This window comes from Pantoea sp. X-Soil-ISGK-421 (genome assembly GCF_059730785.1).
This window is the reverse complement of sequence record NZ_AP035979.1, coordinates 3,793,053-3,813,110: the sequence shown is the minus strand read 5'-3', so window position 1 is coordinate 3,813,110 and position 20,058 is coordinate 3,793,053. Positions and strand designations below refer to the sequence as shown.

17 protein-coding genes are annotated in these 20,058 nt (G+C 55.7%); 8 read left to right on the top strand and 9 right to left on the bottom strand.

Annotated features, from left to right (window positions below; genetic code table 11):
- Positions 1-292 precede the first annotated feature (292 nt).
- The 3 genes from AC6I8K_RS17665 (at position 293) to AC6I8K_RS17655 (ending at position 2,147) form a co-directional block, all read left to right on the top strand.
- Positions 293-1,093 carry a hypothetical protein gene (locus AC6I8K_RS17665; protein ID WP_497827141.1) on the top strand — a complete coding sequence of 267 codons (801 nt, stop codon included), beginning with the start codon at positions 293-295 and terminating at the stop codon, positions 1,091-1,093.
- Positions 1,086-1,556 (top strand): hypothetical protein, encoded by a 471-nt coding sequence (locus AC6I8K_RS17660; protein WP_497827140.1) that lies wholly within the window; start codon positions 1,086-1,088, stop codon positions 1,554-1,556. The genes AC6I8K_RS17665 and AC6I8K_RS17660 overlap by 8 nt, the downstream gene beginning before the upstream one ends.
- A gap of 111 nt (positions 1,557-1,667) precedes the next feature.
- A complete protein-coding gene (locus AC6I8K_RS17655) occupies positions 1,668-2,147 on the top strand; it encodes a hypothetical protein (protein ID WP_483816374.1) in 480 nt (159 codons plus the stop codon).
- On the opposite strand, the gene AC6I8K_RS17650 is transcribed toward AC6I8K_RS17655, so the two are convergent.
- Entirely contained in the window at positions 2,139-3,098 is a 960-nt protein-coding gene (locus AC6I8K_RS17650; RefSeq protein WP_497827139.1) for a D-2-hydroxyacid dehydrogenase family protein, read from the bottom strand. The two genes, AC6I8K_RS17655 and AC6I8K_RS17650, sit on opposite strands and share 9 nt — an antisense overlap.
- On the bottom strand, positions 3,073-4,677 hold the full coding sequence (locus tag AC6I8K_RS17645) for an EAL domain-containing protein (RefSeq protein WP_483816372.1): 1,605 nt from the start codon (positions 4,675-4,677) through the stop codon (positions 3,073-3,075). Before AC6I8K_RS17645 ends, AC6I8K_RS17650 begins: the two co-directional genes overlap by 26 nt.
- Before the next feature lie 238 nt (positions 4,678-4,915).
- On the opposite strand from AC6I8K_RS17645, the gene AC6I8K_RS17640 reads away from it, so the two are divergent.
- A complete protein-coding gene (locus AC6I8K_RS17640) occupies positions 4,916-5,680 on the top strand; it encodes a class II aldolase/adducin family protein (RefSeq protein ID WP_483816371.1) in 765 nt (254 codons plus the stop codon).
- Positions 5,681-5,691: 11 nt separating this feature from the next.
- Complete coding sequence (locus AC6I8K_RS17635) at positions 5,692-6,645, top strand: ABC transporter substrate-binding protein (RefSeq protein WP_497827138.1); 954 nt, start codon at positions 5,692-5,694, stop codon at positions 6,643-6,645.
- A 35-nt stretch (positions 6,646-6,680) separates the two neighbouring features.
- Here AC6I8K_RS17635 and AC6I8K_RS17630 read toward each other — a convergent pair whose 3' ends face one another.
- The 4 genes from AC6I8K_RS17630 to AC6I8K_RS17615 all read right to left on the bottom strand — a co-directional run bounded on the left by AC6I8K_RS17630 (position 6,681) and on the right by AC6I8K_RS17615 (position 11,231).
- Positions 6,681-7,727, bottom strand: a complete 1,047-nt coding sequence (locus AC6I8K_RS17630; protein WP_064741254.1) for an AI-2E family transporter — start codon at positions 7,725-7,727, stop codon at positions 6,681-6,683.
- 188 nt (positions 7,728-7,915) lie between these two features.
- The gene (locus AC6I8K_RS17625; protein ID WP_497827137.1) at positions 7,916-9,565 is read right to left on the bottom strand and encodes an ABC transporter permease; all 1,650 of its coding nucleotides are present in this window, start codon (positions 9,563-9,565) and stop codon (positions 7,916-7,918) included.
- Between the two features lie 3 nt (positions 9,566-9,568).
- Positions 9,569-10,540 carry an ABC transporter substrate-binding protein gene (locus tag AC6I8K_RS17620; protein WP_497827136.1) on the bottom strand — a complete coding sequence of 324 codons (972 nt, stop codon included), beginning with the start codon at positions 10,538-10,540 and terminating at the stop codon, positions 9,569-9,571.
- The gene (locus AC6I8K_RS17615) at positions 10,518-11,231 is read right to left on the bottom strand and encodes an ABC transporter ATP-binding protein (protein WP_483816367.1); all 714 of its coding nucleotides are present in this window, start codon (positions 11,229-11,231) and stop codon (positions 10,518-10,520) included. The genes AC6I8K_RS17620 and AC6I8K_RS17615 overlap by 23 nt, the downstream gene beginning before the upstream one ends.
- Before the next feature lie 226 nt (positions 11,232-11,457).
- Between AC6I8K_RS17615 and AC6I8K_RS17610 the strand changes: the two genes are divergently transcribed.
- Positions 11,458-12,681 (top strand): MFS transporter, encoded by a 1,224-nt coding sequence (locus AC6I8K_RS17610; protein ID WP_497827135.1) that lies wholly within the window; start codon positions 11,458-11,460, stop codon positions 12,679-12,681.
- Positions 12,682-12,833: 152 nt separating this feature from the next.
- Here AC6I8K_RS17610 and AC6I8K_RS17605 read toward each other — a convergent pair whose 3' ends face one another.
- Entirely contained in the window at positions 12,834-13,649 is an 816-nt protein-coding gene (locus AC6I8K_RS17605; protein WP_483816366.1) for a TIM barrel protein, read from the bottom strand.
- Positions 13,650-14,072: 423 nt separating this feature from the next.
- Here AC6I8K_RS17605 and AC6I8K_RS17600 point away from each other — a divergent pair, with 423 nt between their 5' ends.
- The gene (locus tag AC6I8K_RS17600) at positions 14,073-15,578 is read left to right on the top strand and encodes a CoA-acylating methylmalonate-semialdehyde dehydrogenase (RefSeq protein WP_483816365.1); all 1,506 of its coding nucleotides are present in this window, start codon (positions 14,073-14,075) and stop codon (positions 15,576-15,578) included.
- A gap of 24 nt (positions 15,579-15,602) precedes the next feature.
- Positions 15,603-16,418, top strand: coding sequence for a 5-deoxy-glucuronate isomerase (gene iolB / locus AC6I8K_RS17595; RefSeq protein ID WP_497827134.1), 816 nt, complete (start codon positions 15,603-15,605; stop codon positions 16,416-16,418).
- 424 nt (positions 16,419-16,842) lie between these two features.
- Here iolB and AC6I8K_RS17590 read toward each other — a convergent pair whose 3' ends face one another.
- Together AC6I8K_RS17590 and AC6I8K_RS17585 are read right to left on the bottom strand one after the other, a co-directional pair.
- Positions 16,843-17,688, bottom strand: a complete 846-nt coding sequence (locus tag AC6I8K_RS17590; protein ID WP_064741245.1) for a MurR/RpiR family transcriptional regulator — start codon at positions 17,686-17,688, stop codon at positions 16,843-16,845.
- A 455-nt stretch (positions 17,689-18,143) separates the two neighbouring features.
- The gene (locus tag AC6I8K_RS17585) at positions 18,144-20,057 is read right to left on the bottom strand and encodes a bifunctional 5-dehydro-2-deoxygluconokinase/5-dehydro-2-deoxyphosphogluconate aldolase (protein WP_497827133.1); all 1,914 of its coding nucleotides are present in this window, start codon (positions 20,055-20,057) and stop codon (positions 18,144-18,146) included.
- Position 20,058 lies beyond the last annotated feature (1 nt).

Genomic DNA, 20,058 nt, shown 5'->3' with positions numbered 1-20,058 from the left:
GCGTTGAGAAAATTAAAGCATAGCGGGGATATAACATTTTTTCCCTGCCCTGCGCGGCAATTATTAGGGGGGTAATGATTGCCAACCGCGACAGAGTATACCGATTTTGTGTGATATTTGTCATGTTTCCGCCATTAACTGGCTATTTTTTAGCTAATGCTGTGGCCTATTAACCTCCTTAAACGCGTCAAAAAAAGCTGAGACTTTCCACCAGCGATTTGCACTAAGCGTGCGCCATGTAGCGAAACTACATATACTTGCGTGAGTTGCTTTTTTGGAAATCAGGTTTCATATGGCGCGCTTTATTTTATTTGCCAAAAGTCTCTGTTTTGATGCCGACCAACAGGTGTTTTATCCCCTCAATTCTCCTGCACAACGCGTGGCATTGAGTCCGTTGCAAAGTGCGGTATTGCGTCGCGTGCTGAATGCACAAGGTAAGCTGGTGCGCAATCAGGCGCTGCATGTGCTGTTCCAGCGCGAACCTTCCAATATGACATTTGCCGATCGGCTCACGGTGACCATCACTGAGATCAATCGTCTGGCGCAGCAGGCGTACGCACCGGGCGCTCTGATTCACCAGGTGCCGCTGATTGGTTGCGTGTTAGCGGAGCAGGTGGACGTCGAATCCTCCGATGATGCTGCATCGTCTGCTCCCGCAGCGGAAACGTCGGCAACTGCGCGACCCAAACCTGTTGTTCACACCGATGCGGTCAAGAAAAAATCCTGGCTGTTACGCGGCATAATACTGGGCATATTGCTGCTCAATGCGGTGCTGGCATTGGTGGCGCGCCAGGCATTTGCTCCCGTAAAACAAGGGGGGATGCACTATAAATTTTATAATCAGCAAGACCAGACCCAGATATTTATTGCGGAAAGCTTCTCCACTCACTCTTTGGTTGTTAGCGATGCGCTGCAACGTTTCGACGATGTAAAGCCGCGCATGCCTGATGGCTCAATGCCAGCGCTGCTGTACATCAATCAGAGTCGAACCCGTGTTCATACCAGCGCTTTCCTCTGCGCAAGACCGATCGCACTAAAGGATAATGAGTGCATATCGTGGATGGTGTTTGTTCAGGAGTTACCCGATGCGTAAATCATTACGGATTAGCGCGGTTTTGGTGGCCTTCATTCTTCCCTGGGCGTTGGTGCTGTTGGTGCGGCCATCCGAACCCGTGCCGGAATGGTGTGAAATACCCTATCGTATTGATAATCTGGGGAATCCGGAAGGCTCGCTGAATGCAACGATACGCACTCGCTTTAAAGCGGATGGGAGCGGCACGTCAATGCTCTTCGGTAACGTCACTGTGCGAGATCGACAATATCGGCTGAACCGAGCTGCGGTCAGCACCTGGCATCGTCAGGGCGATTTTATGTTAGTGAACACTCGTAAGGTTCAGGTGATGGCCGATGATACGCTGCCCGAAGCGCTCGCAGCGCAGATCCTCTTCACTTCGGCGCTTGAGTCCCACAATGATTATTATCAGATGTATCAACTCCCTAACGGCGATCAAATAATCAATTATTCTGGCATGCCGCGGCTTTATTGCCATACCTGATTACGGGCTAGATAGATAAGTAAAACTTATCAAAATTCGAGGCGATATGCACCTCTTGCCAGCGTGTAAACATTCAGTAATACTCTGCCGCCTTGCTTTGGTGGAGTGTTCATGTCGAGGAAAAACGCCCAGTTATATAAGAATCCCTGGCTGTCGATGATCGACAGTGTAGAAAGGAATCTTATCAATCTTGTGCCGACAGCGCAGCGTAATACTGTGGTTTCCGGCAACCCGATTGAGTGGAGTAACTGTGGCGAGCGTGCAGATGCGCAGCTGGCATTGTTGGTGCAACAACCGGATGAACTGTTGCAGCGCCTAAAAAGCTGGCGCCAGGCTGGATTACTCTCCAGTCAGGCGCTGGACGGCTTTCGTCAGCTGCAACGCCTGACACAAACCAGCATCGCGCGTAACCAACCCATCACGCAACTTGATGAATATCAGCAGTTAGTTGGGCAAATAACGCCAACGCTGGAGCGCATAAGCCAACGTCTTAACGCGCAACGCGCTCTTCCTGATAGCGCACTGGCAGAAGACAGTCTCGAAGTGGCGTTGCGCATCGCCGAAAAACGTCGTGCAGGACGTTCAGAGTAGTGAGCGCAGCGGCGCACCCGTCAACCATCCCTGAATATCTTCCACCGCCTGCGTGAAGTAGGTGTGATAATTGCTGTCAGCAACATAGCCAAGATGCGGCGTTGCCAGCACGTTCGGCAGCAAACGCAGCGGATGGTCTGCGGGCAGCGGTTCTTGTTCAAACACATCCAATCCCGCAGCGGCTAACTGGCCCGATTGTAGCGCGGCGATCATTGCTGGTTGATCGACAATGCCGGCGCGCGAGGTGTTAATTAGCAGCGCACCAGGTTTCATTTGTCCCAGTGCGGCAGCGTCCATCAAATGCCGTGAACGCTCGCTAAGCACCAGATGAATCGACACCACATCGCTGATGTTCAGCAGCGCGTTCAGCGATGACATGCGCTCAACGCCACAGGCGATGGCCCGTTCGGAGGTTAAATTCTGGCTCCATGCACACACGCGCATACCAAACGCCTGCGCCACTTTTGCCATTTCGCCGCCTATCTTGCCGAGTCCGAGCAATCCGAGCGTTTTGCCTTGCAGGCTCATGCCTAAGGTGTGCTGCCATGCGCCATTACTGCGCAGCGCCTGATTCTCTGGCACGATGTGGCGCGCCAGCCCCAGTAGCAATGCCCACGTCAGTTCCATGGGTGCCGCGCTGCTGCTGGCGGTGCCGCACACCGCAATGTAGCGTTCGGCGCAGGCGTGCAAATCGATGGCAGCATTGCGCATTCCGGAGGTGACCACCATCTTCAGGTTAGGCAGACGGCCAATCAGTTCGGCGCTCAGCGGCGTACGTTCACGCATCACCACCAGAATATCTGCCTGCACGATCTGCTTAACCAGTTCATCCTGGTCGGTGTAATGAGAGCAGAGGGAAGTGGTGTGAACCAATGGTTCAAGAGACGCCCAATCGGCAAGCGTTAGGGCGATGTTCTGATAATCATCAAGAATGATGCAGTTCAGGCTCATGATGTTCCTCAACGAGAAGTGGCTTATGCCCTTGCTCGCTGAGCCAGGCACGCAGCCGGTCATTATCCAGCGGACGGGCATAATAGTAGCCCTGAATAAATATCACACCACGCTGCCGCAGGTATTCAAATTGTGTTGCAGTCTCTACGCCTTCACCGAGCACGTCCAGTTCCAGCTTGTGGCAGAGATTAATAATGGCATCCAGCACCGGCGTCTCGACGTCGAGGCCTTCAATCGCGTTGATAAAGCCGCGATCAATTTTCAGATAATCCAGCGGGAAGGTGAGCAGGTAAGTCAGCGAACAGTGGCCGGTGCCGAAATCATCAATCGCCACCTTCATGCCCTGCGCCCGCAAATGACGCAGTTTGCGCGCCACCATTTCACCATCTTCAATCAGGCTACGTTCGGTCAGTTCCAGCGTAATGCACATCTGCTTGTCTTTAATACGTGCAGCAAACTGCTCAATGTCCGCCACAAAGTCGGCATGTTGCAGGTGTTCCGCCGCCAGGTTCAGCCCGATGTGAAAACCCGGTTCAACCTGCCAGCTTTGAATATCTTCGGCCATCAGCTCTAGCAGATGTTGCGTCAGCGGCACAATCATCCCTTCGGCTTCCGCGGCGCTGATAAAGATATCCGGACGAATCATGTCGCCGTTTGGCCGTTGCCAGCGCAGTAAGGCTTCGGCACCGGCACAGGCTTGTAATGTCGTGCTGTAAACCGGCTGATAATGTACCGAAAACTGCCGGGCGCGGATGGCGCGGCCAATCTCATCGTGCCAGGAGATGCGGCGACGCAACCAGTTGGCAGTGAGGACCATCAGCAGAATCGAGAAAATCGCCGCCATTGGTAGGAAGATAAACAGTGCCTGACGCCAGGCTTTGAGCAACTCAGCGGCCGGAACGGTCACATTAACGGTAATGGGATAGCGGCTGGACTCGGTCTGAAAGGATTCACTTTTCATGTACAGCTTCGGCTGCATGTCATTGGATCCGCTGGCAATCACCGCACCGCCGCTAAATTGCAGGTTCATGTGATAGCCACGCGATCCGCCGATAGCGTTCATAAAGTCCATCAAATATTGGCCGTCGATGACCGCCCAGAAACCGCTGGTATCGGGAAGCTGGCGCATAAACACCACGGCGGGACGATTCGGTACTCCGTAGGTACCGCGCACCGAAATACTCCACCAGGCTTTGCCGGTAATGGGCGGCGGCTGCATCATCATTTCGGTTAGCGTGCCGTGCTTCAGGCCAAAGGCGGAAGAGCAGCTGATGTCATCGCCTTTCAGCATCCCTATAGAGCGGAAATAGGGATTGAGCGTGCCGGCGCGCTGCAGCTGATCTTCAATTTGCGCACAAGGCTGGTAATGATACTGGCGCAGCTCAGTGATCATATCCCAGGCGTTATCGCTCATCTTCTCAGCCTGAGTGAGCAGGGTATTAGCGGTGGAGATCTGCTGTTGGCTGACCGTGTGGCGCGCTTCGATGGCGGTACAAAGGATGCCGAGCACCAGCGGTAACAACCCGGCGCAGACGATTAAGACCCAATCAAAATCGTGATGTCGTTTTTTCAGTGGCAACAGACAATCCTCGGTCGGTTTAAGACGCTCATCAGCTGCGATCGCGGCGTCAGAAGCATACCATTTTCATGGGGGGCTGCATGGTAACGATTTAAGATTTATCCCATCTGATGTAGGTCAATTATCCATCCCGCTTTGCGTTTATTGACAATGTTTTGCCGTTATTGGCATTTCCCAGCGGTAAAAACGCTATGCCACGATGTTAGGTAAGCACATTGACCCGAATTGAGGAGTGGAAATGAGCACTGAAACCCTGGATGTCACATCATTACGGCAGCGTATCAGCGAAGGCGAATGGCAGGCGCGCATCAAGCTGGCGCAGGCTTATCATCTTGCGGCGAAACTGCGCTGGACCGATCATATCTACACCCATTTTTCCCTGCGCGTGCCGGGCGATCAGCCGCACTTTCTCATCAACGCTTTCGGGCAAACCTTTGATGAAATCCAGCCAGAAACGCTGGTGAAAATCGACATCGACGGCAATATTATTGACGACCCAACCGGGCTGGGGATTAACCTTGCCGGATTTGTTATTCACAGCGCGATTCACCGTGCGCGGCCAGATGCCCATGCGGTGCTGCATACCCATACCGCAGCGGGCATTGGCGTTTCAGCGCAGAGAAACGGCCTGCTGATGATTTCGCAACACAGCACCCGTTTCCACAATCGCCTGGGTTATCACGATTACGAAGGCATCGCGTTGGATCTCGACGAACAGCAGCGCATCGTCGCTGATCTTGGCGATCTTAACGCGCTGATCTTGCGCAATCACGGTCTGCTGACCAGCGGCGGCAGCATCGAAGAAGCTTTCTACAACCTCTATTACCTCGAACGCGCCTGCCAGGCACAGCTGGCAGCACAATCCGGCGGCACAGATCTGATCATTCTGCCCGATGCGGTTTCCGAGAAAGCCGCGCAGGCGTTTGATAACAGCATTCGCAATCGCAAATATCAGCTGCACTGGGATGCTTACATCCGCCAGCTTAATCGCAACGCACTCTGAGAACCTCCCCGATGAAATGGATAAAACCGGTAGTTTCTGCGCTGCTGCTGTGCGTGGCGTTTGGCAGTCAGGCGGCGCCTGATTTGAGTAAAGTCACATTGGTGTTGGGCGATCAGGCACGCAATCTGCGTTCGCTGATAGAAGCGGCGGACGTCATGAAGGATGCGCCTTATCACTATCGCTGGGCGAACTTCCAGGGCGCTGCGCCGCTGTTTGAAGCGCAGCGTGCCGGCGCGGTGGATACCTCCTACGCCGGTGACTTGCCGGTGCTGATGGCGGCTTCCGGCGGTGTGCCGCTGAAGATCATCGCCACTAACGTCGGGGATGCCGGTTCGAACGGGCTGATCGTGCCCGCTGATTCGCCAATTCACAGCGTGAAGGATCTAGCGGGCAAACAGGTGGTGGTGTCGTCGGCGCGGGGCAGTATCTCGCAGCACTTGCTGTATGAAGCGCTGGAAGAGGCAAAAGTGTCGCGTGATACGGTGCCGGTGCGTTTTGTGTTGCCAACCGACGCCAGCGCGGCGTTTAACTCCGGGCAAATTGCCGCGTGGGCGACCTTCGATCCCTATTTAGGTATTGCGGAAAAGCATGGCGCGCGACTGCTGCGTGATGGCAAAGGGCTGACAACCGCGCTGTCGTTTGTCACCGCCACGCAAAGTTCGCTCGACGATCCCGCCAGGCGCGCGGCGATTGCGGATTTCACCCATCGTTTGGCTAAAGCGCGTGCGTGGGCGCTGGCGCATCCGCAGCAGTACAACGAGGTGTATGCGCAGCTCACGCGTCTGCAACCGGCGGATGCGCAGCAAATCACTGCGCGTATTTCCCACGGCGTGCGCGGCGTGACGCCCGAGGATGTGGCGAAGGTGCAAAAGGTCTCAGACCTGTTCAGCGAGTTGAACATCTTGCCAAACAGAGTCGATGTGCAGGCGATAACCGATAACAGCGTGTTTAACGCCGCGCAATAATGGACGTAGGGTCGCCATTCATGGCGACCTCGTTGTTATCGCGCCCGCTTACCCGGCCTACCATTACCCAGCATAATCGCCAACCGGCTGCCGCCCGGCGTGGTTTCCATCAAAATCTTGGTCACGCTGGTGAGCGGCACCGACAGTAACATGCCGACCGGACCCAGCAGCCAGCCCCAGAAAATCAACGACAAAAATACCACTAGCGTTGATAAACCCAGCCCTCGGCCCATTAATCTTGGCTCCAGCATATTGCCGAACACCATATGAATCGCGCTGAACAGTGCCGCCACCAACATGGCATCGTAAATATCATTCAGCACCAGCGCCTGAATAAACGGTGGGATACCGGCGATGATTGGCCCGATATTAGGGATGAAATTGAGGATGAACGCCACCACGCCCCAGAACAGCGCGAACTTTACGCCGAGCAGCAGCAGCGACAGCCAAACGGCCACGCCAGTGATCAAGCTGACCAGGGTTTTCAGCGCCAGATAGTGCGTCACGCCTTTCAGCGCACGGTGCAAACCGGCGATGCGGATCTGCGGATTAACCATCGCGTTACGCATTTTGTACGGCAGATGGCGCACTTCAAACAGCATAAATACCACGGTGAGAATCAGCAGCAGTACGTTGGTCATCGCGCCTGAAAGTTGCGTTAGCACGGTAGTGGCCATATTCATTACGACGTTGGGATCGAGACGCGCCGCCAGTGCATCGGTGGAGATATTGATATGAAAACGACCGGCAAAATGCTGCACCACGGCGAGTTTTTGCTCTAGCAGAGTACGAATTTGCGGGTAAGTATCACTGAAGTCACTGGCCGAGCTGGCGAGTACCGCCACCAGCAGCAGTAACACGATGAAAATCACCGTAATCACCAACGTGATCGCCAGACTGCGCTTGACGCCGCGCCGCATCAACATCGTCACCAGCGGATTGAGCACAATGGCTAAAAAGCTAGCCAGTAGGAAAGGCACCAGAATGTCCGAGGCGGCGCGAATGCCCGCCAGAATAATCACCAGCATCGCCAGTTTTACCAGGATGTTCTGGCCAATTTTTTCCTGAAGCAGGTTATTCATTCTCTCTCCTGAGATAAATTTTCTCAGGAGAGTGTAGCTGATGAAAATTAACCTTATGTTTTTTAAGATAAATGGAAAAACCAACATCCTGCATCATCCGTAGCGGCGCAATTTATTGCGCAATGCCAGGATGGGCACGGTATCACCTGTGATATGCGCGATAAATCGCGCCGCTACGGTATGTCTGGCTATTTCGCATGGCGCCGCATCAGCGTGGTCGCCGCTAACATCAAACTCAAGCTGGCGAGCAGCGTCACCGTCGCCATCGCCATGCCTTGTCCTACGGATCCCTGTTCGAACTGCCGCCAGATGAAGATCGCCACGGTTTGCGTGCCCGCCGGTGCCAGCAGCAGCGAGGTCACCAGTTCGCGCGATGCCACGGCAAACACCATCATCATTGCCGCCAACAAACTGGGTGCCACCAGCGGCAGCACAATCAGGCGCAGCGCCTGCAAACGTGATGCGCCGTGAACGCGCGCGGCCGGTTCCAGCGTGGGTGCCAGTTGGCGTAATGCGCTACTGACATAGCGCACCGGCCACGGCAGCAGCAAACAGCTGTAAGAGAGCAGCAGAATCCAGATGGTGTTATACGGCGAAACCGGCCAAAAGCCGCGATTCCACAGCAGAATTAACCCCACGCCGATCACCACGCCCGGCATTGCCGCAGGCAGCAGTGATAAGCCGTCCATCATCGCCAGCAAACGGGTTTTCCCTTCCGACACGCGCCAGGCAATCAGAAAGCCCAGCGCGCCGGTCAGTAGCGCCGCACCGAGCGCCAGGCCAATACTGGTGGAGAAGGCCGCTAGCGCATCACCTTGCTGGCTAAACAGCGCGCCAAAGTGGCGTAACGTCAAATTATTGAGATGTAAGCCGCCTGAAAGCGTATTCAGCAGGCCGCTTAACGTCATGGCACCCAGCGGCAGCACCACCGCCAGCAGCACGGTGAGCGCAAAGGGCAGCAGCAGCAAGGTTTGCCAGCCGCCGGCCTGCGCCAGTTCCTGATTCACCGGCTTGCCGCTCACCGCCGTCACATCGCTGCTGCCGGTCAGTTTGCGCTGCAGCAACCATGCCGCCAGCGCTACCACGCTCAACATTAATGAGAGCGACGCCGCGCCGGGCAGATCAATGGGCCAGTCGGCGAGTTTGGTTTCAATGCCAACGGTCATCAGCGTCAGCCTGGCCTGCGCACCGAGCGCGGCGGGCACGCCATACTCCTCAATGGCCAGCGTGAACGCCAGCAGCACACCACCCGCCAACGCCGGTAAGGTGAGCGGCAGCGTGATGTGCCAGAAGCCACGCCACGCCGATGCGCCGTGCACGCGCGCCACCCAGGCAAGACGTTGCCCGCTCGCCAGCAGCGAACGTGAAACCGCGAAATAGACCACCGGGAAAATGTTGAGCGTCATCACCAGAATCATGCCGCTGCTGCTAAACAGCAGGCTGTCGAAGTTGATACCGGTTAGCTGTTCGATATAACCGTTGCGTTGCAGCGCCAGCGTCCATGACAACGCCACGATATAGGGCGGTGTAAGAAACGGGATCAGGAATAGCAGATCCCACAGCGCCGCGCCCGGCAGGCGAAACAGGCCGCGCAGTGCGCCGAGCGGTAAGCCCAGCAACAAACTGCCCAACGCCACGCCGCCGCCGATTTTCAGCGTGCCCAGCCACATAGATGACAGCTGCGGATCGTTCAACAGCGGCGGTAGCGCGCTGAGGGCATCACGCCAGCTCCCTTCGCTGAAGTGGGGAAACAGCGCTTGCAGCATGATAAACAGCAGCGGCAGCGCCACTAGCAGCAACAGCGCCAGGAGAATCAATCCGTTCAGAGCACGCGACATGGTTTATTGCCCGAACAGTGTGCCAAAGCGCTTCAGCACCGCCGAACGTTCGCTGCTGCCGTCCTGATGGGTAGGTAACAGCTTAATCTCGGTGAACAGCGGACGTTGCGCGTTGATATCGGTACGCGCCGGCATCAGCCAGGCTTTCGCCACTTGCTCCTGACCTTCATCTGACAGCACGTAATCCACGAATTTCTTTGCATCATCTGCGTGCTGGCTGCTTTTCAGGATCATCATTGGACGCGGCGCAACCACGGTGCCGTTCTCCGGGAAAATCACCTTCACGCTCTCGCCCTGCGCGATGTTGTTGTAGGTAACGTAATCAACTGCGCCAAACACGGCGGCCTTCGCACCTTGCAGCACCGGCGTCACCGCCTGCGCATTCGGGCCGCTCATCACCATGCCGTTGGCTTTCAGCTGGTCAAACAGCTGCCAGGCTTTTTCGCCTTCGCTATTTTGCAGGCCAATCAGCAGATCGAGTGACGCCCCGGAGAGTGCCGGATCCGGCGTGGTGACGTTGTCTTTAAAGGCGGGGGCGGTGAGATCCTGCCAGGTTTTCGGTTCTGGCGTGTTGCTTTGCGTATTCCACACGATGCCGAGCGCAGAAACACCCTGCGCGACATAGTGGGCGGTTTTGAACTGATCTGGCACCTTCTCCGCATTGGCGCTGTTGAACGGCAACAGCCAGCCGCGCTGTTGCAGATCTTCGGCGGTGTCCCACGACGCCGAAATCAGCACATCGGCCTGCGGATTGGCCTGTTCGGCTTCCAGACGCGCCATCACTTTGCCGGTGGTGGCCTGGAAAATATTCACTTTGATGCCGGTCTGTTTTTCAAAACCAGCGGCAAGACTTTTCGACAGCGAGCCCGGACCGGCGGTATACACCGTCAGCGCCTGGGCATCGTTGATCATCATGGCGGAAGTCAACATCATCGCGCTGATGGCTCCTGTTTTAACTGACTTGAGAGATGGCATGGTGGTCCCCTGAGAGGTGAGTAACGGAAACAATCTGGCCCTGCGCCAGGTGAATGATGCGGTCGGCGAGGGTGTTGGCTTCTTCGCGATCGTGCGTAACGTAAACCGCCGTGATGCCCGCCGCGCGCAGCAAATCCGCCATGGTGTGAACCAGGGTTTCGCGCAGGTCGCGGTCAAGATTGGAGAGCGGTTCGTCAAACAGCAGAATCGCCGGTTTCGCCACCAGCGCGCGTGCCAGCGCTACGCGCTGCTGCTGGCCGCCGGAGAGCAACGCCGGTTTGCGATCGCCAAAATCAGCCAGGCCAACCTGCGCCAGGGCGGCATCGGCCTGTTCATGTGCGGCGGCTTTTTTTATGCCACGCATGCGCAGCGGGAAGGCGACGTTTTGCGCCACCGACATATGCGGCCACAGCGCGTAATCCTGAAATACCATGCCGAGGTTGCGCTTCTCTGGCGCATCGCAGTGGCGCGCGGACGCCACGCAGCGTTCACCGATCCACAACTCGCCATCCGTGGGTTGCAACAAGCCCGCCAGCAGTTTCAGCAGCGTACTTTTGCCGCAGCCGCTCGGGCCGAGCAGCGCAAGGATTTCGCCAGCGGGAATGGTCAGGGAGAGATCGTGCAGAATAGTCAGGTTACCTACCGACCATCTGAGATTTTTCAATTCAATAGGCAGCGCGGCGTGCATCATCGACCACCTCTCGCAAGAGAGTGGGCCATACGCACGCGCGCCTGAGTCATCAGGAGCGTCATCAGATTGTTATCCTCTTTGGGATTTGATTGACGGCGAGTCTACGAGGGCGATATGACGAAATGATGACCATAAACCTGGGCGATCGGCTGATGCAGAAGAGATGAAAAGGCGTATAGTTATGCTTCTGTTATAAAAATTCCGTCACCCACGAGCGCAATCACTCATGCCTGACTTGCCCGCCGCTGCACCTGAACATGGCCGTTTTCGCCTTAACCTACTGATCCTCTCGATTGTGAAGTTCAACTTTGCCAGCTATCTCACCATCGGCTTGCCGCTGGCGGTGCTGCCCGGTTTTGTCCATGACGGATTGGGCTACAACGCCTTCTGGGCCGGATTGGTGATCAGCCTGCAATACATCGCCACGCTGCTGAGCCGACCACACGCCGGGCGCTATGCCGATGTGTGGGGGCCAAAAAAAGTGGTGGTGCTGGGGCTGGTGGGCTGTTTGCTGAGCGGCATCTGTATTCTGTTATCAGCGTTGAGCGAAGGGCAGGGCGTGCTGAGCCTGGTGCTGCTGTGTCTGGGCCGCGTGATTCTGGGCGTGGGGCAGAGTTTCTCTGGCACCGGCACATCGCTGTGGGGCGTGGCGCGCGTCGGTTCGCTGCATATTGGCCGGGTGATTTCGTGGAACGGCATTGTGACCTATGGCGCGATGGCAATCGGTGCGCCGCTTGGCGTGGTGATCTTCCGCAGCGGCGGTTTGCTGCTGCTCTCCAGCATCATTATCGCGATTTGTCTGGTGGCGATTGCGCTGGCACTGCCACGTGCGCCGGTGAAAGGCAGCAAAGCCAAGCCGCTGCCGTTTCGTGCGGTGCTGAGCAAGGTGTACGGTTTTGGCCTGATTCTGGCGATGGGTTCCGCCGGATTTGGCGTTATCGCGACTTTTATCACGCTGTTTTATCAGGACAAGGGGTGGGATGGCGCAGCCTTTGCCTTGACCATGTTTAGCGCCGCGTTCGTCGGCACGCGCCTGCTGTTCCCCAATGCCATCAATAAGCTGGGTGGATTACGTGTGGCGAGTATCTGCTTTGCGGTTGAAGCGATTGGCCTGTTTTTGGTGGCCGGCTCGGTTGAACCATGGATGGCGAAAATGGGTGCGTTCCTTACCGGCGCGGGCTTCTCGCTGGTATTCCCAGCGATTGGCGTGGTGGCGGTAAAAGTGGTGCCGCAGCAGAATCAGGGCAGCGCGTTAGCGACTTATACCGCGTTTATGGATTTGTCGTTGGGGATTACCGGCCCGATTGCCGGTTTCATCATGAGTTATGCGGGTGTGTCGCTGGTCTATTTTCTTACCGCGCTGCTGGTGTGTTTAGCGCTGTTTTGTACGCTGCGCATGATCAAGCGTTTGCCGGAAGATCCGGTGGTGGAGATTAAAGAGAATACGTAGTTAGTGGTCGCCATGAATGGCGACCCTACAAAACCCGTAGAGTGCGCATTTATGCGCACCAAGACATTCAGATATATGCAGGATAAAAAAAGGCCTCCGACCGAGGCCAACACTAACAAAAGTGTCTAAGAGACACAGATAAGGGTACGTTTTCAGGCCTGCAGTAATTCAATGCTCTGACGAATTTCACGTTCGATCTCTTTTTCGCTCCACGTCTCCAGTTCCGATGAAAACGGCTCAAACGCATAGATGCCTTTGTAGCCGAGCATCTCCAGTCGTTTCACCTGTGCCACGCTGTTCAGCACATCGCGATTGCTGAGCATGATGCGCTCTTCATCGGTGAGCTGCGCCGTTGGGCGGGTATCTTCCACGCCAGACAAATGCACCAGGCCAATATGGTTGATATCAATCTCCTGTGGGAACTCGTTTTCGGCGTTCTCATACAGATGATGATGGAAGGTATCGAGCAGCACTTTAAAGGGTACGCCTGCCTGCTGAATCAGCTGTTGCGTTTGCACCGCTGAGCGCAGCGAACTTACTGGGAAGCCCAGCGGTTCTACTAATCCCTGAATGCCATACTTCTCAAAGCGTGGCGCCAGCACCTGCAGTGCTTCTAGCGTCTGCTGTGGCGAAATCTCAATCCCTTCATTCAGCGGACACATCACCAGCGCTCTTGCGCCAATCGCCTGCGCTTCGCTCAGCAGCGCGTCGGCTTTTGCCAGCAGCGCAGCATCAGCACGGTTAAACGGATACAACGCGTTAATCGTGACGATTTCAATGTGGTACTTATCTGTTAGCGCGCGTAGCGCCGCTACGCTGAGATCATCGGTAACCTTGCCGCTTGGCATGTCATTACGCAGTTCAACCTTGCTCAATCCTAAGCGCTGAACCAGCTGAAAGAAGGCTTCCAGCGATAGCCGGGGCGCAATTTTACGGTTAATGCAGAAACGGGTGGGATCGATGGCCATGGCGGCTCCTGTCAGCGGATGCAGATAAGGTGCTGCAAAGAAAACATTTATTTCATTATTATTGAATTATGAAATATCAGATATTGGATCTGCCTCGCAAAAATTTCATATTTCGTTTCGCGTTGCACGAAGAAGCTAGATTTCGGACACAACTTCTGTGCTCGCCACGGCTGAGCGGTGGTGCAGTTTGACAAGCCTATCGCACCAGCAGGGCAGCGCTTCAGGCCGATTTGTGCCCGGCTTGCAACCCAGGCGGAAAAAATGCGATCCATGCCGCTAAAAGGAAATTTTCCAAAAATAAGCATTTGAAAAATTCATTTCATTACGATAGCTTCATAGCACGCTTTAAGTATTGCCTGCACACGCAGCGTCGCGGTTCGAACAGGCTCTCTGCAGGGAACTTCACATCTAAGAGGCAACGACATGACTATCGTAGGAAACTTTATCGGCGGCAAAATTACCCACAGCGCCAGCAATGAAACTATTCCCGTGTACGATCCGGCGACCGGCAAAGTGGTGCGTGAACTGACGCAGAGCACATCTGCTGAAGTGGAAAAGGCGATTGAAGTCGCCCATGCTGCGTTCCCGGAATGGTCGAAAACCGCGCCGTTGCGTCGTGCCCGTGTGATGTTCAACTTTAAAGCCCTGATGGAAAAACACCGCGAAGAGCTTGCGGCACTGATCGTTTCTGAGCACGGTAAAGTGTGGTCAGATGCGCTGGGCGAGCTGACGCGCGGTATCGAAGTGATCGAGTATGCCTGCGGTATTCCACATCTGATTAAAGGCGAGAACTCGCCCAGCGTGGGCACCGGCGTTGATAGCTACTCGCTGATGCAGCCTGTCGGCGTGGTGGCGGGCATTACGCCATTCAACTTCCCGGCGATGGTACCACTGTGGATGTTCCCGATCGCGCTGGCGTGCGGCAACACCTTTATCCTCAAGCCACCGGCGCTAGATCCCTCCGCTTCTGTGCGCATGGCTGAGCTGCTGAAAGAAGCGGGCCTGCCAGATGGCGTGTTCAACGTGGTGCATTCGTCAAACGAAGATGCCGAGCAGTTGTACAAAGATCCGCGTATTGCGGCGGTGAGCTTTGTCGGTTCGTCCGGCGTGGCGGAACACATCTACAAAACCGCCAGCGCCCACGGTAAACGTGTGCAGGCGTTCGGCGCGGCGAAAAACCACGCCATCGTCATGCCCGATGCTGACCTCGATGCCACCGTGAACGCCATTATGGGCGGCGCGTTTGGCTCAGCCGGTGAACGCTGCATGGCGCTGCCGGTCGTCGTTGCGGTGGGCGACGACACTGCAGATAAACTCATTGCCCGTCTGACGCCGCTGATTAAAGCGCTGCGCGTTGGTCCTGGCATCCAGCAAGGTGCCGAAGAGAATGAAATGGGCCCGGTGGTTTCTGCTGCGCATCAGAAGAAAGTGCTGGGTTACATCGACAAAGGTGAGCAGGAAGGTGCGAAGCTGGTGGTGGATGGGCGTGGCATCCAGGTGACCGGGCACGCTGAGGGTTACTATGTGGGCGGTACGCTGTTCGACAACGTGACGTCAGACATGACCATCTGGCGTGAAGAGATCTTCGGACCGGTGCTGAGCATCATGCGTTCCACTGATTACGACAGCGCACTTCAGCTGGTCAACAGCCACGAATTCGGCAACGGCAGCGCCATCTTCACCAGCAACGGCCACACCGCGCGTGAGTTCGTGCAAAACGTGGAAGCCGGCATGGTGGGCGTTAACGTCCCGGTTCCGGTGCCAATGGCATTCCACAGCTTCGGCGGCTGGAAGCGTTCAGTGTTTGGCGCGCTTAACGTGCACGGTCCAGACGGTGTGCGTTTCTATACCCGCATGAAAACCGCCACCGTGCGTTGGCCGAGCGGTCAGCAGACTGTATCTGAGTTCAGCATGCCGACGCTGGGTTAATTTCGCTCAACAAGGAGGAACAGGATGTCTCTGATTTCGAAAGCGCAACAACCCGACAGTAATGGCCGTATCCAGCACGTCACACCTGAAAGCGCGGGCTGGGAATACGTCGGCTTTGATGCCTATCTGCTGAAAAAAGGGCAGAGCCTGAAACTGAGCAGCGGCGATAAAGAGTTGTGTCTGGTGCTGGTGGCGGGCTTTGCATCGGTGAAAACCCGTCACGCCGAGTTCCCGAACCTCGGTAAACGTCTGTCGCCGTTTGAACGCATTCCGCCTTATTCGGTGTATGTGCCGCATAACGACGAAGTGGACGTGTATGCGGATAGCGATCTGGAGCTGGCGGTGTGTAATGCACCGGGCAGCGGCAATTTGCCGGCGCGACTGATTGCGCCGGAAGATGTTGGCGTTGAGCAGCGTGGCAAAGGGCGCAATCAGCGCCTGGTGCACAACATCCTGCCGGACAACAAAGAGGCCGACAGCCTGCTGGTGGTGGAGGTGTATACCGACGAAGGCGCGACCAGCTCGTACCCCAGCCACAAGCACGACCAGAAAAACAGCCCGGACGAAACCTATCTGGAAGAAACCTACTATCACCGTTTCGACCCTGAGCCCGGTTTCGCCATGCAGCGTGTTTATACCGACGACCGTTCACTCGACGAGTGCATGGCGCCGTATAACCGCGACGTGGTGACGGTACCGCGTGGCTATCATCCGGTGGCAACGATTGCCGGTTACGATAACTACTATCTGAACGTGATGGCGGGGCCAAAACGTCTATGGAAATTTACCTGGGAGAAAGATCACGCCTGGGTGAACAGCGACCAGTATCCGCGCAGTTAAGCGGGTTAGTAAGGTGGGCATAAATGCGCTAATGCCGATCAGTTAAGCCCCGAGTTAATCACCGCACACAATGTAGCGGCGCGATTTATCGCGCAATAAATTGCGCCGCTACAACGTGTGCGCGAGGTAATTGGGTTTTTTCATCACTTAACTGAAACGCAGTAGGGCATTTATGAGTACCAACGTAAAAAGGGCAGCCATGTGGCTGCCCTTTTTGCTGGCTGGTCGCCATGAATGGCGACCCTACGTTTATTGCGCTGGGTTTCGTAGGGTGCGCATTCATGCACACCTGCATATCTGCAGTGGCATTACGCCATGAATGGCGACCCTACGTGTATTGCGCTGGGTTTCGTAGGGTGCGCATTCATGCGCACCTGCATATCTGCAGCGGCATTACGCCATGAATGGCGATCGTACAGGATGTTTATTCGCTGATAACGTTATTATTCAGCGCCAGCGACACCGCCAGCGTCTGTGCCAGACACAGCGAAGCGACCTGCGAACGGAAGCCATCGACCTGCGCTTCACGCACCACAAAGCACACGTCACTGAAGGCGGCCAGCGGGCTCACCTGGCTGTCGGTGATAGCGATCAGATGCGCACCACGCTTGGCACCCAATTCCACTAACTCCACTGCTTCACGCGCGTAAGGCGAGTAGCTAATGGCAATCACCACGTCTTTCGGGTTTACCATACTCAACTGCTCGGTGAACATGCCGCCGAGGCCATCAATCAGGAACGCTCGACGCTCAAGATGACGCAGCGCATACACCAGATAAGACGCCACGCTGAACGAGCGACGCAGGCCGATGATGTAGATGTTCTCGGCTTCATCAAGCATTTTCACCGCGCGGTTAAGCTGATCAGGATTGACCTGCATCGCCAGTTGCTGCAGCGCCTGACTATTTACCATGGTGAAGACGTTGAGGATTTCGGCCGGGCTTTCGGGTGAAGTGGCGCTGTCGTCGGTGGCGGTTTGGCGGAACAGACGTGCGCGCTCGGTGTAGTTAACGGTCTCTTCCATCAGATGCTGACGGAAAACTTGTTTCATTTCGTTAAAGCCGCTGAAGCCAAACGCGTTAGCAAAGCGGATCAGCGTGGAGGGCGGAACATCAGCATGCTGCGCGATAGACGCAACGGTATCGAAAGCGATGCTGTTGCTGTTATCAAGGATATAACGAGCCACCTGCTTCAGGCGTTTACTCAGCGTCTCATAGCGACGACGGATCTCGTCCTGTAACAGGGTTAATTGCGTTGGATTATTGGTCATTACTTCGGCCCGCTAAAAAAGAAAATATGGCTGGATAATGAGCGCTATAGTACCAGATGGATGGAAAATTTCATTCGTTTGACATCTTCGTGCCGCTTATTTCATCGGTTTATGAAATGCCTCACAAAAAGAAGGGAAGTTATGCCTTTGTCTGGTCGCCATAAATGGCGCTCTTGCGGGAACGTGCATCCTGACGTGGTCGCCATAAATGGCGTAATGCCGATCAGTTAAGCCCCGTATTAAATACCGCACACCTTGTAGCGGCGCGATTTATCGCGCAATAAATTGCGCCGCTACAAGGTGTGCGCCAGCTAGTTGGGGTTTTCATCTCTTAACTGACAAGCATTACGCCATGAATGGCGACCCTACGTGAGCGTGCAGTTATGTAGGGGCGCCATTCATGGCGACCAAAAAAACGGCCCATCAGGGCCGTTTCATAAACCTATATTCGATCATTAACCGCGCACAGCGCGCCAGTAGCCGATCAGGCGCAGGTAATTGCCTTTCACGGTTTCGATCAGCGCTTTGTCGTCCAGCTCGCCTTGCAGCCACTGGCGTGACGGCTGGCCAAAGATAGTGCGGCCTACCGCAAAACCTTTCACCCACGGCGCTTGCGCCGCCGCCGCGAAGCCAGCTTTCAGCGTCTCTTCTGGCGCGTCGAGGCCAAGCAACAGAATGCCACGACAGTGCGGATCGTTCTGCTCAATCAGCTCACTAATCGCCTGCCAGCTCTCCGCAGACAGCGGCGGCAATTTCCACCAGTCCGGCTGAACGCCCAGGCTGTAAAAGTGGCTGAGCATATCGTAATAATAGGATTCATTCCGGTCTGGATTGCTCTCCGGCAGAATCAGTTCCAGCAGCAGCTCGTGCCCGCTCTTATTACAGCCCTTCCACACATCAAGAACCAGATCATCCTGCTCTTTACGCAGTTCAGCGCTGTCGTGCGGGTGATAGAACACCAGGCATTTCACCACGTGCTCAGCAGGCCAGTCGACCAGCTGCGAACCAATGTTGCCATGCTCAAGACGCAGTGGGCGTGAACTTGGCAGCTCAATCGGACGCCCGATCCACCAGTTTTTGCCGGTAATTGCGTTCAGTGCTTTCTGACCGTAAGTGGTATCCGCGAGGATGCCACTCTTCTCATTCAAACCGGCTTCGTTGGCCGCTTCTTCTGCGGCACGCAGCAGCAGCAGTTTCAACTGTGGAATGCGCTCTTCGCTGACGCCGGCTTCGCGCGCCATATCTGCCAGCTGCTTGCGGTGGTCGAAAGCGAATACATTCAGCTCTGGCCACTGCTGTTTACGCGTGGTGACGCGATGCAGGTGATTCAGACGCACATCCAGATCCGGACGTTTCACGTCTTTATCGCGGCTCAGGAAATCGTCCAGCTCTTCTTTGGTCGGCATCGCCGGGGCGCAGCCGTGGCGAGAAACCACCAATGCGCCACAGGCGTTAGCGTAACGGCATGCTTGCTCCCAGCTTTCATCATTGAGCCAGCCGCGCAGCAGGCCAGACATAAAGGCATCGCCCGCACCCAGCACATTCAGCACTTCTACGCGCACACCGCTTTGCAGTTTGGTCTGTTCCCAGCTATCCGGGATCTCGCCCTCGAATACGACGCAACCCATCGGGCCACGCTTACACACCAGCGTTGCCTGGCTGGATTTGCGCACATTTTTCAGCGCGGTCAGCGTGTCGGTGCTGCCGCCAGCGATATGGAACTCTTCTTCCGTTCCTACCACCAAATCGAAATAGTGCAGCACTTCCTGCAGCTGTTGCGTCACTTCACCCGACTCAATGAAACGCGTTTCACCATCACCGAGTGAGGTTAAGCCCCACAGCACGGGACGGTAATCGATATCCAGCGCGGTGCGCAGCCCGCTACGTTTGGCGATATCCAGCGCTTTCAGCACGGCTGCGCGGGTTTGTGGATGCGACAGGTGCGTGCCAGTCACGGCAACGGCGCGTGACGAGGTGATGAACTCTTCTTTGATATCTTCCGGCACCAGACCCATGTCGGCGCAGTTATCGCGGTAGAAGATCAGCGGGAAACTCTCTTCATCTTTGATCCCGAGGATCACCAGGCCGGTCAGGCGATGTTTATCGGTGATCAGTCCGTCGGTGTTGCAACCTGCGCGTTGCAGCGCTTCACGCAAAAAGCGGCCGTTGTGCTCGTCACCTACACGCGCCAGCATGGCTGATTTCAGGCCCTGAATGGCCGTGCCGTAAGCCACGTTGCCGGAAGAACCGCCCAGATATTTGTTGAAGCTGGTCATATCTTCCAGACGTGATCCAATTTGCTGACCGTAAAGGTCGACGGCGATGCGTCCAATACAAATCACATCAAGCCGCTTCTGTTGTGTACTCATA

Bases quoted from the DNA above. Each gene is read 5' to 3' on its own strand.
- AC6I8K_RS17650 (WP_497827139.1), bottom strand. From the start codon at position 3,098: ATGAGCCTGAACTGCATCATTCTTGATGATTATCAGAACATCGCCCTA.
- AC6I8K_RS17600 (WP_483816365.1), top strand. From the start codon at position 14,073: ATGACTATCGTAGGAAACTTTATCGGCGGCAAAATTACCCACAGCGCC.
- iolB (WP_497827134.1), top strand. From the start codon at position 15,603: ATGTCTCTGATTTCGAAAGCGCAACAACCCGACAGTAATGGCCGTATC.
- AC6I8K_RS17630 (WP_064741254.1), bottom strand. From the start codon at position 7,727: ATGAATAACCTGCTTCAGGAAAAAATTGGCCAGAACATCCTGGTAAAA.
- AC6I8K_RS17655 (WP_483816374.1), top strand. From the start codon at position 1,668: ATGTCGAGGAAAAACGCCCAGTTATATAAGAATCCCTGGCTGTCGATG.
- AC6I8K_RS17640 (WP_483816371.1), top strand. From the start codon at position 4,916: ATGAGCACTGAAACCCTGGATGTCACATCATTACGGCAGCGTATCAGC.
- AC6I8K_RS17660 (WP_497827140.1), top strand. From the start codon at position 1,086: ATGCGTAAATCATTACGGATTAGCGCGGTTTTGGTGGCCTTCATTCTT.
- AC6I8K_RS17590 (WP_064741245.1), bottom strand. From the start codon at position 17,688: ATGACCAATAATCCAACGCAATTAACCCTGTTACAGGACGAGATCCGT.
- AC6I8K_RS17665 (WP_497827141.1), top strand. From the start codon at position 293: ATGGCGCGCTTTATTTTATTTGCCAAAAGTCTCTGTTTTGATGCCGAC.
- AC6I8K_RS17635 (WP_497827138.1), top strand. From the start codon at position 5,692: ATGAAATGGATAAAACCGGTAGTTTCTGCGCTGCTGCTGTGCGTGGCG.
- AC6I8K_RS17605 (WP_483816366.1), bottom strand. From the start codon at position 13,649: ATGGCCATCGATCCCACCCGTTTCTGCATTAACCGTAAAATTGCGCCC.
- AC6I8K_RS17625 (WP_497827137.1), bottom strand. From the start codon at position 9,565: ATGTCGCGTGCTCTGAACGGATTGATTCTCCTGGCGCTGTTGCTGCTA.
- AC6I8K_RS17610 (WP_497827135.1), top strand. From the start codon at position 11,458: ATGCCTGACTTGCCCGCCGCTGCACCTGAACATGGCCGTTTTCGCCTT.
- AC6I8K_RS17585 (WP_497827133.1), bottom strand. From the start codon at position 20,057: ATGAGTACACAACAGAAGCGGCTTGATGTGATTTGTATTGGACGCATC.
- AC6I8K_RS17620 (WP_497827136.1), bottom strand. From the start codon at position 10,540: ATGCCATCTCTCAAGTCAGTTAAAACAGGAGCCATCAGCGCGATGATG.
- AC6I8K_RS17615 (WP_483816367.1), bottom strand. From the start codon at position 11,231: ATGATGCACGCCGCGCTGCCTATTGAATTGAAAAATCTCAGATGGTCG.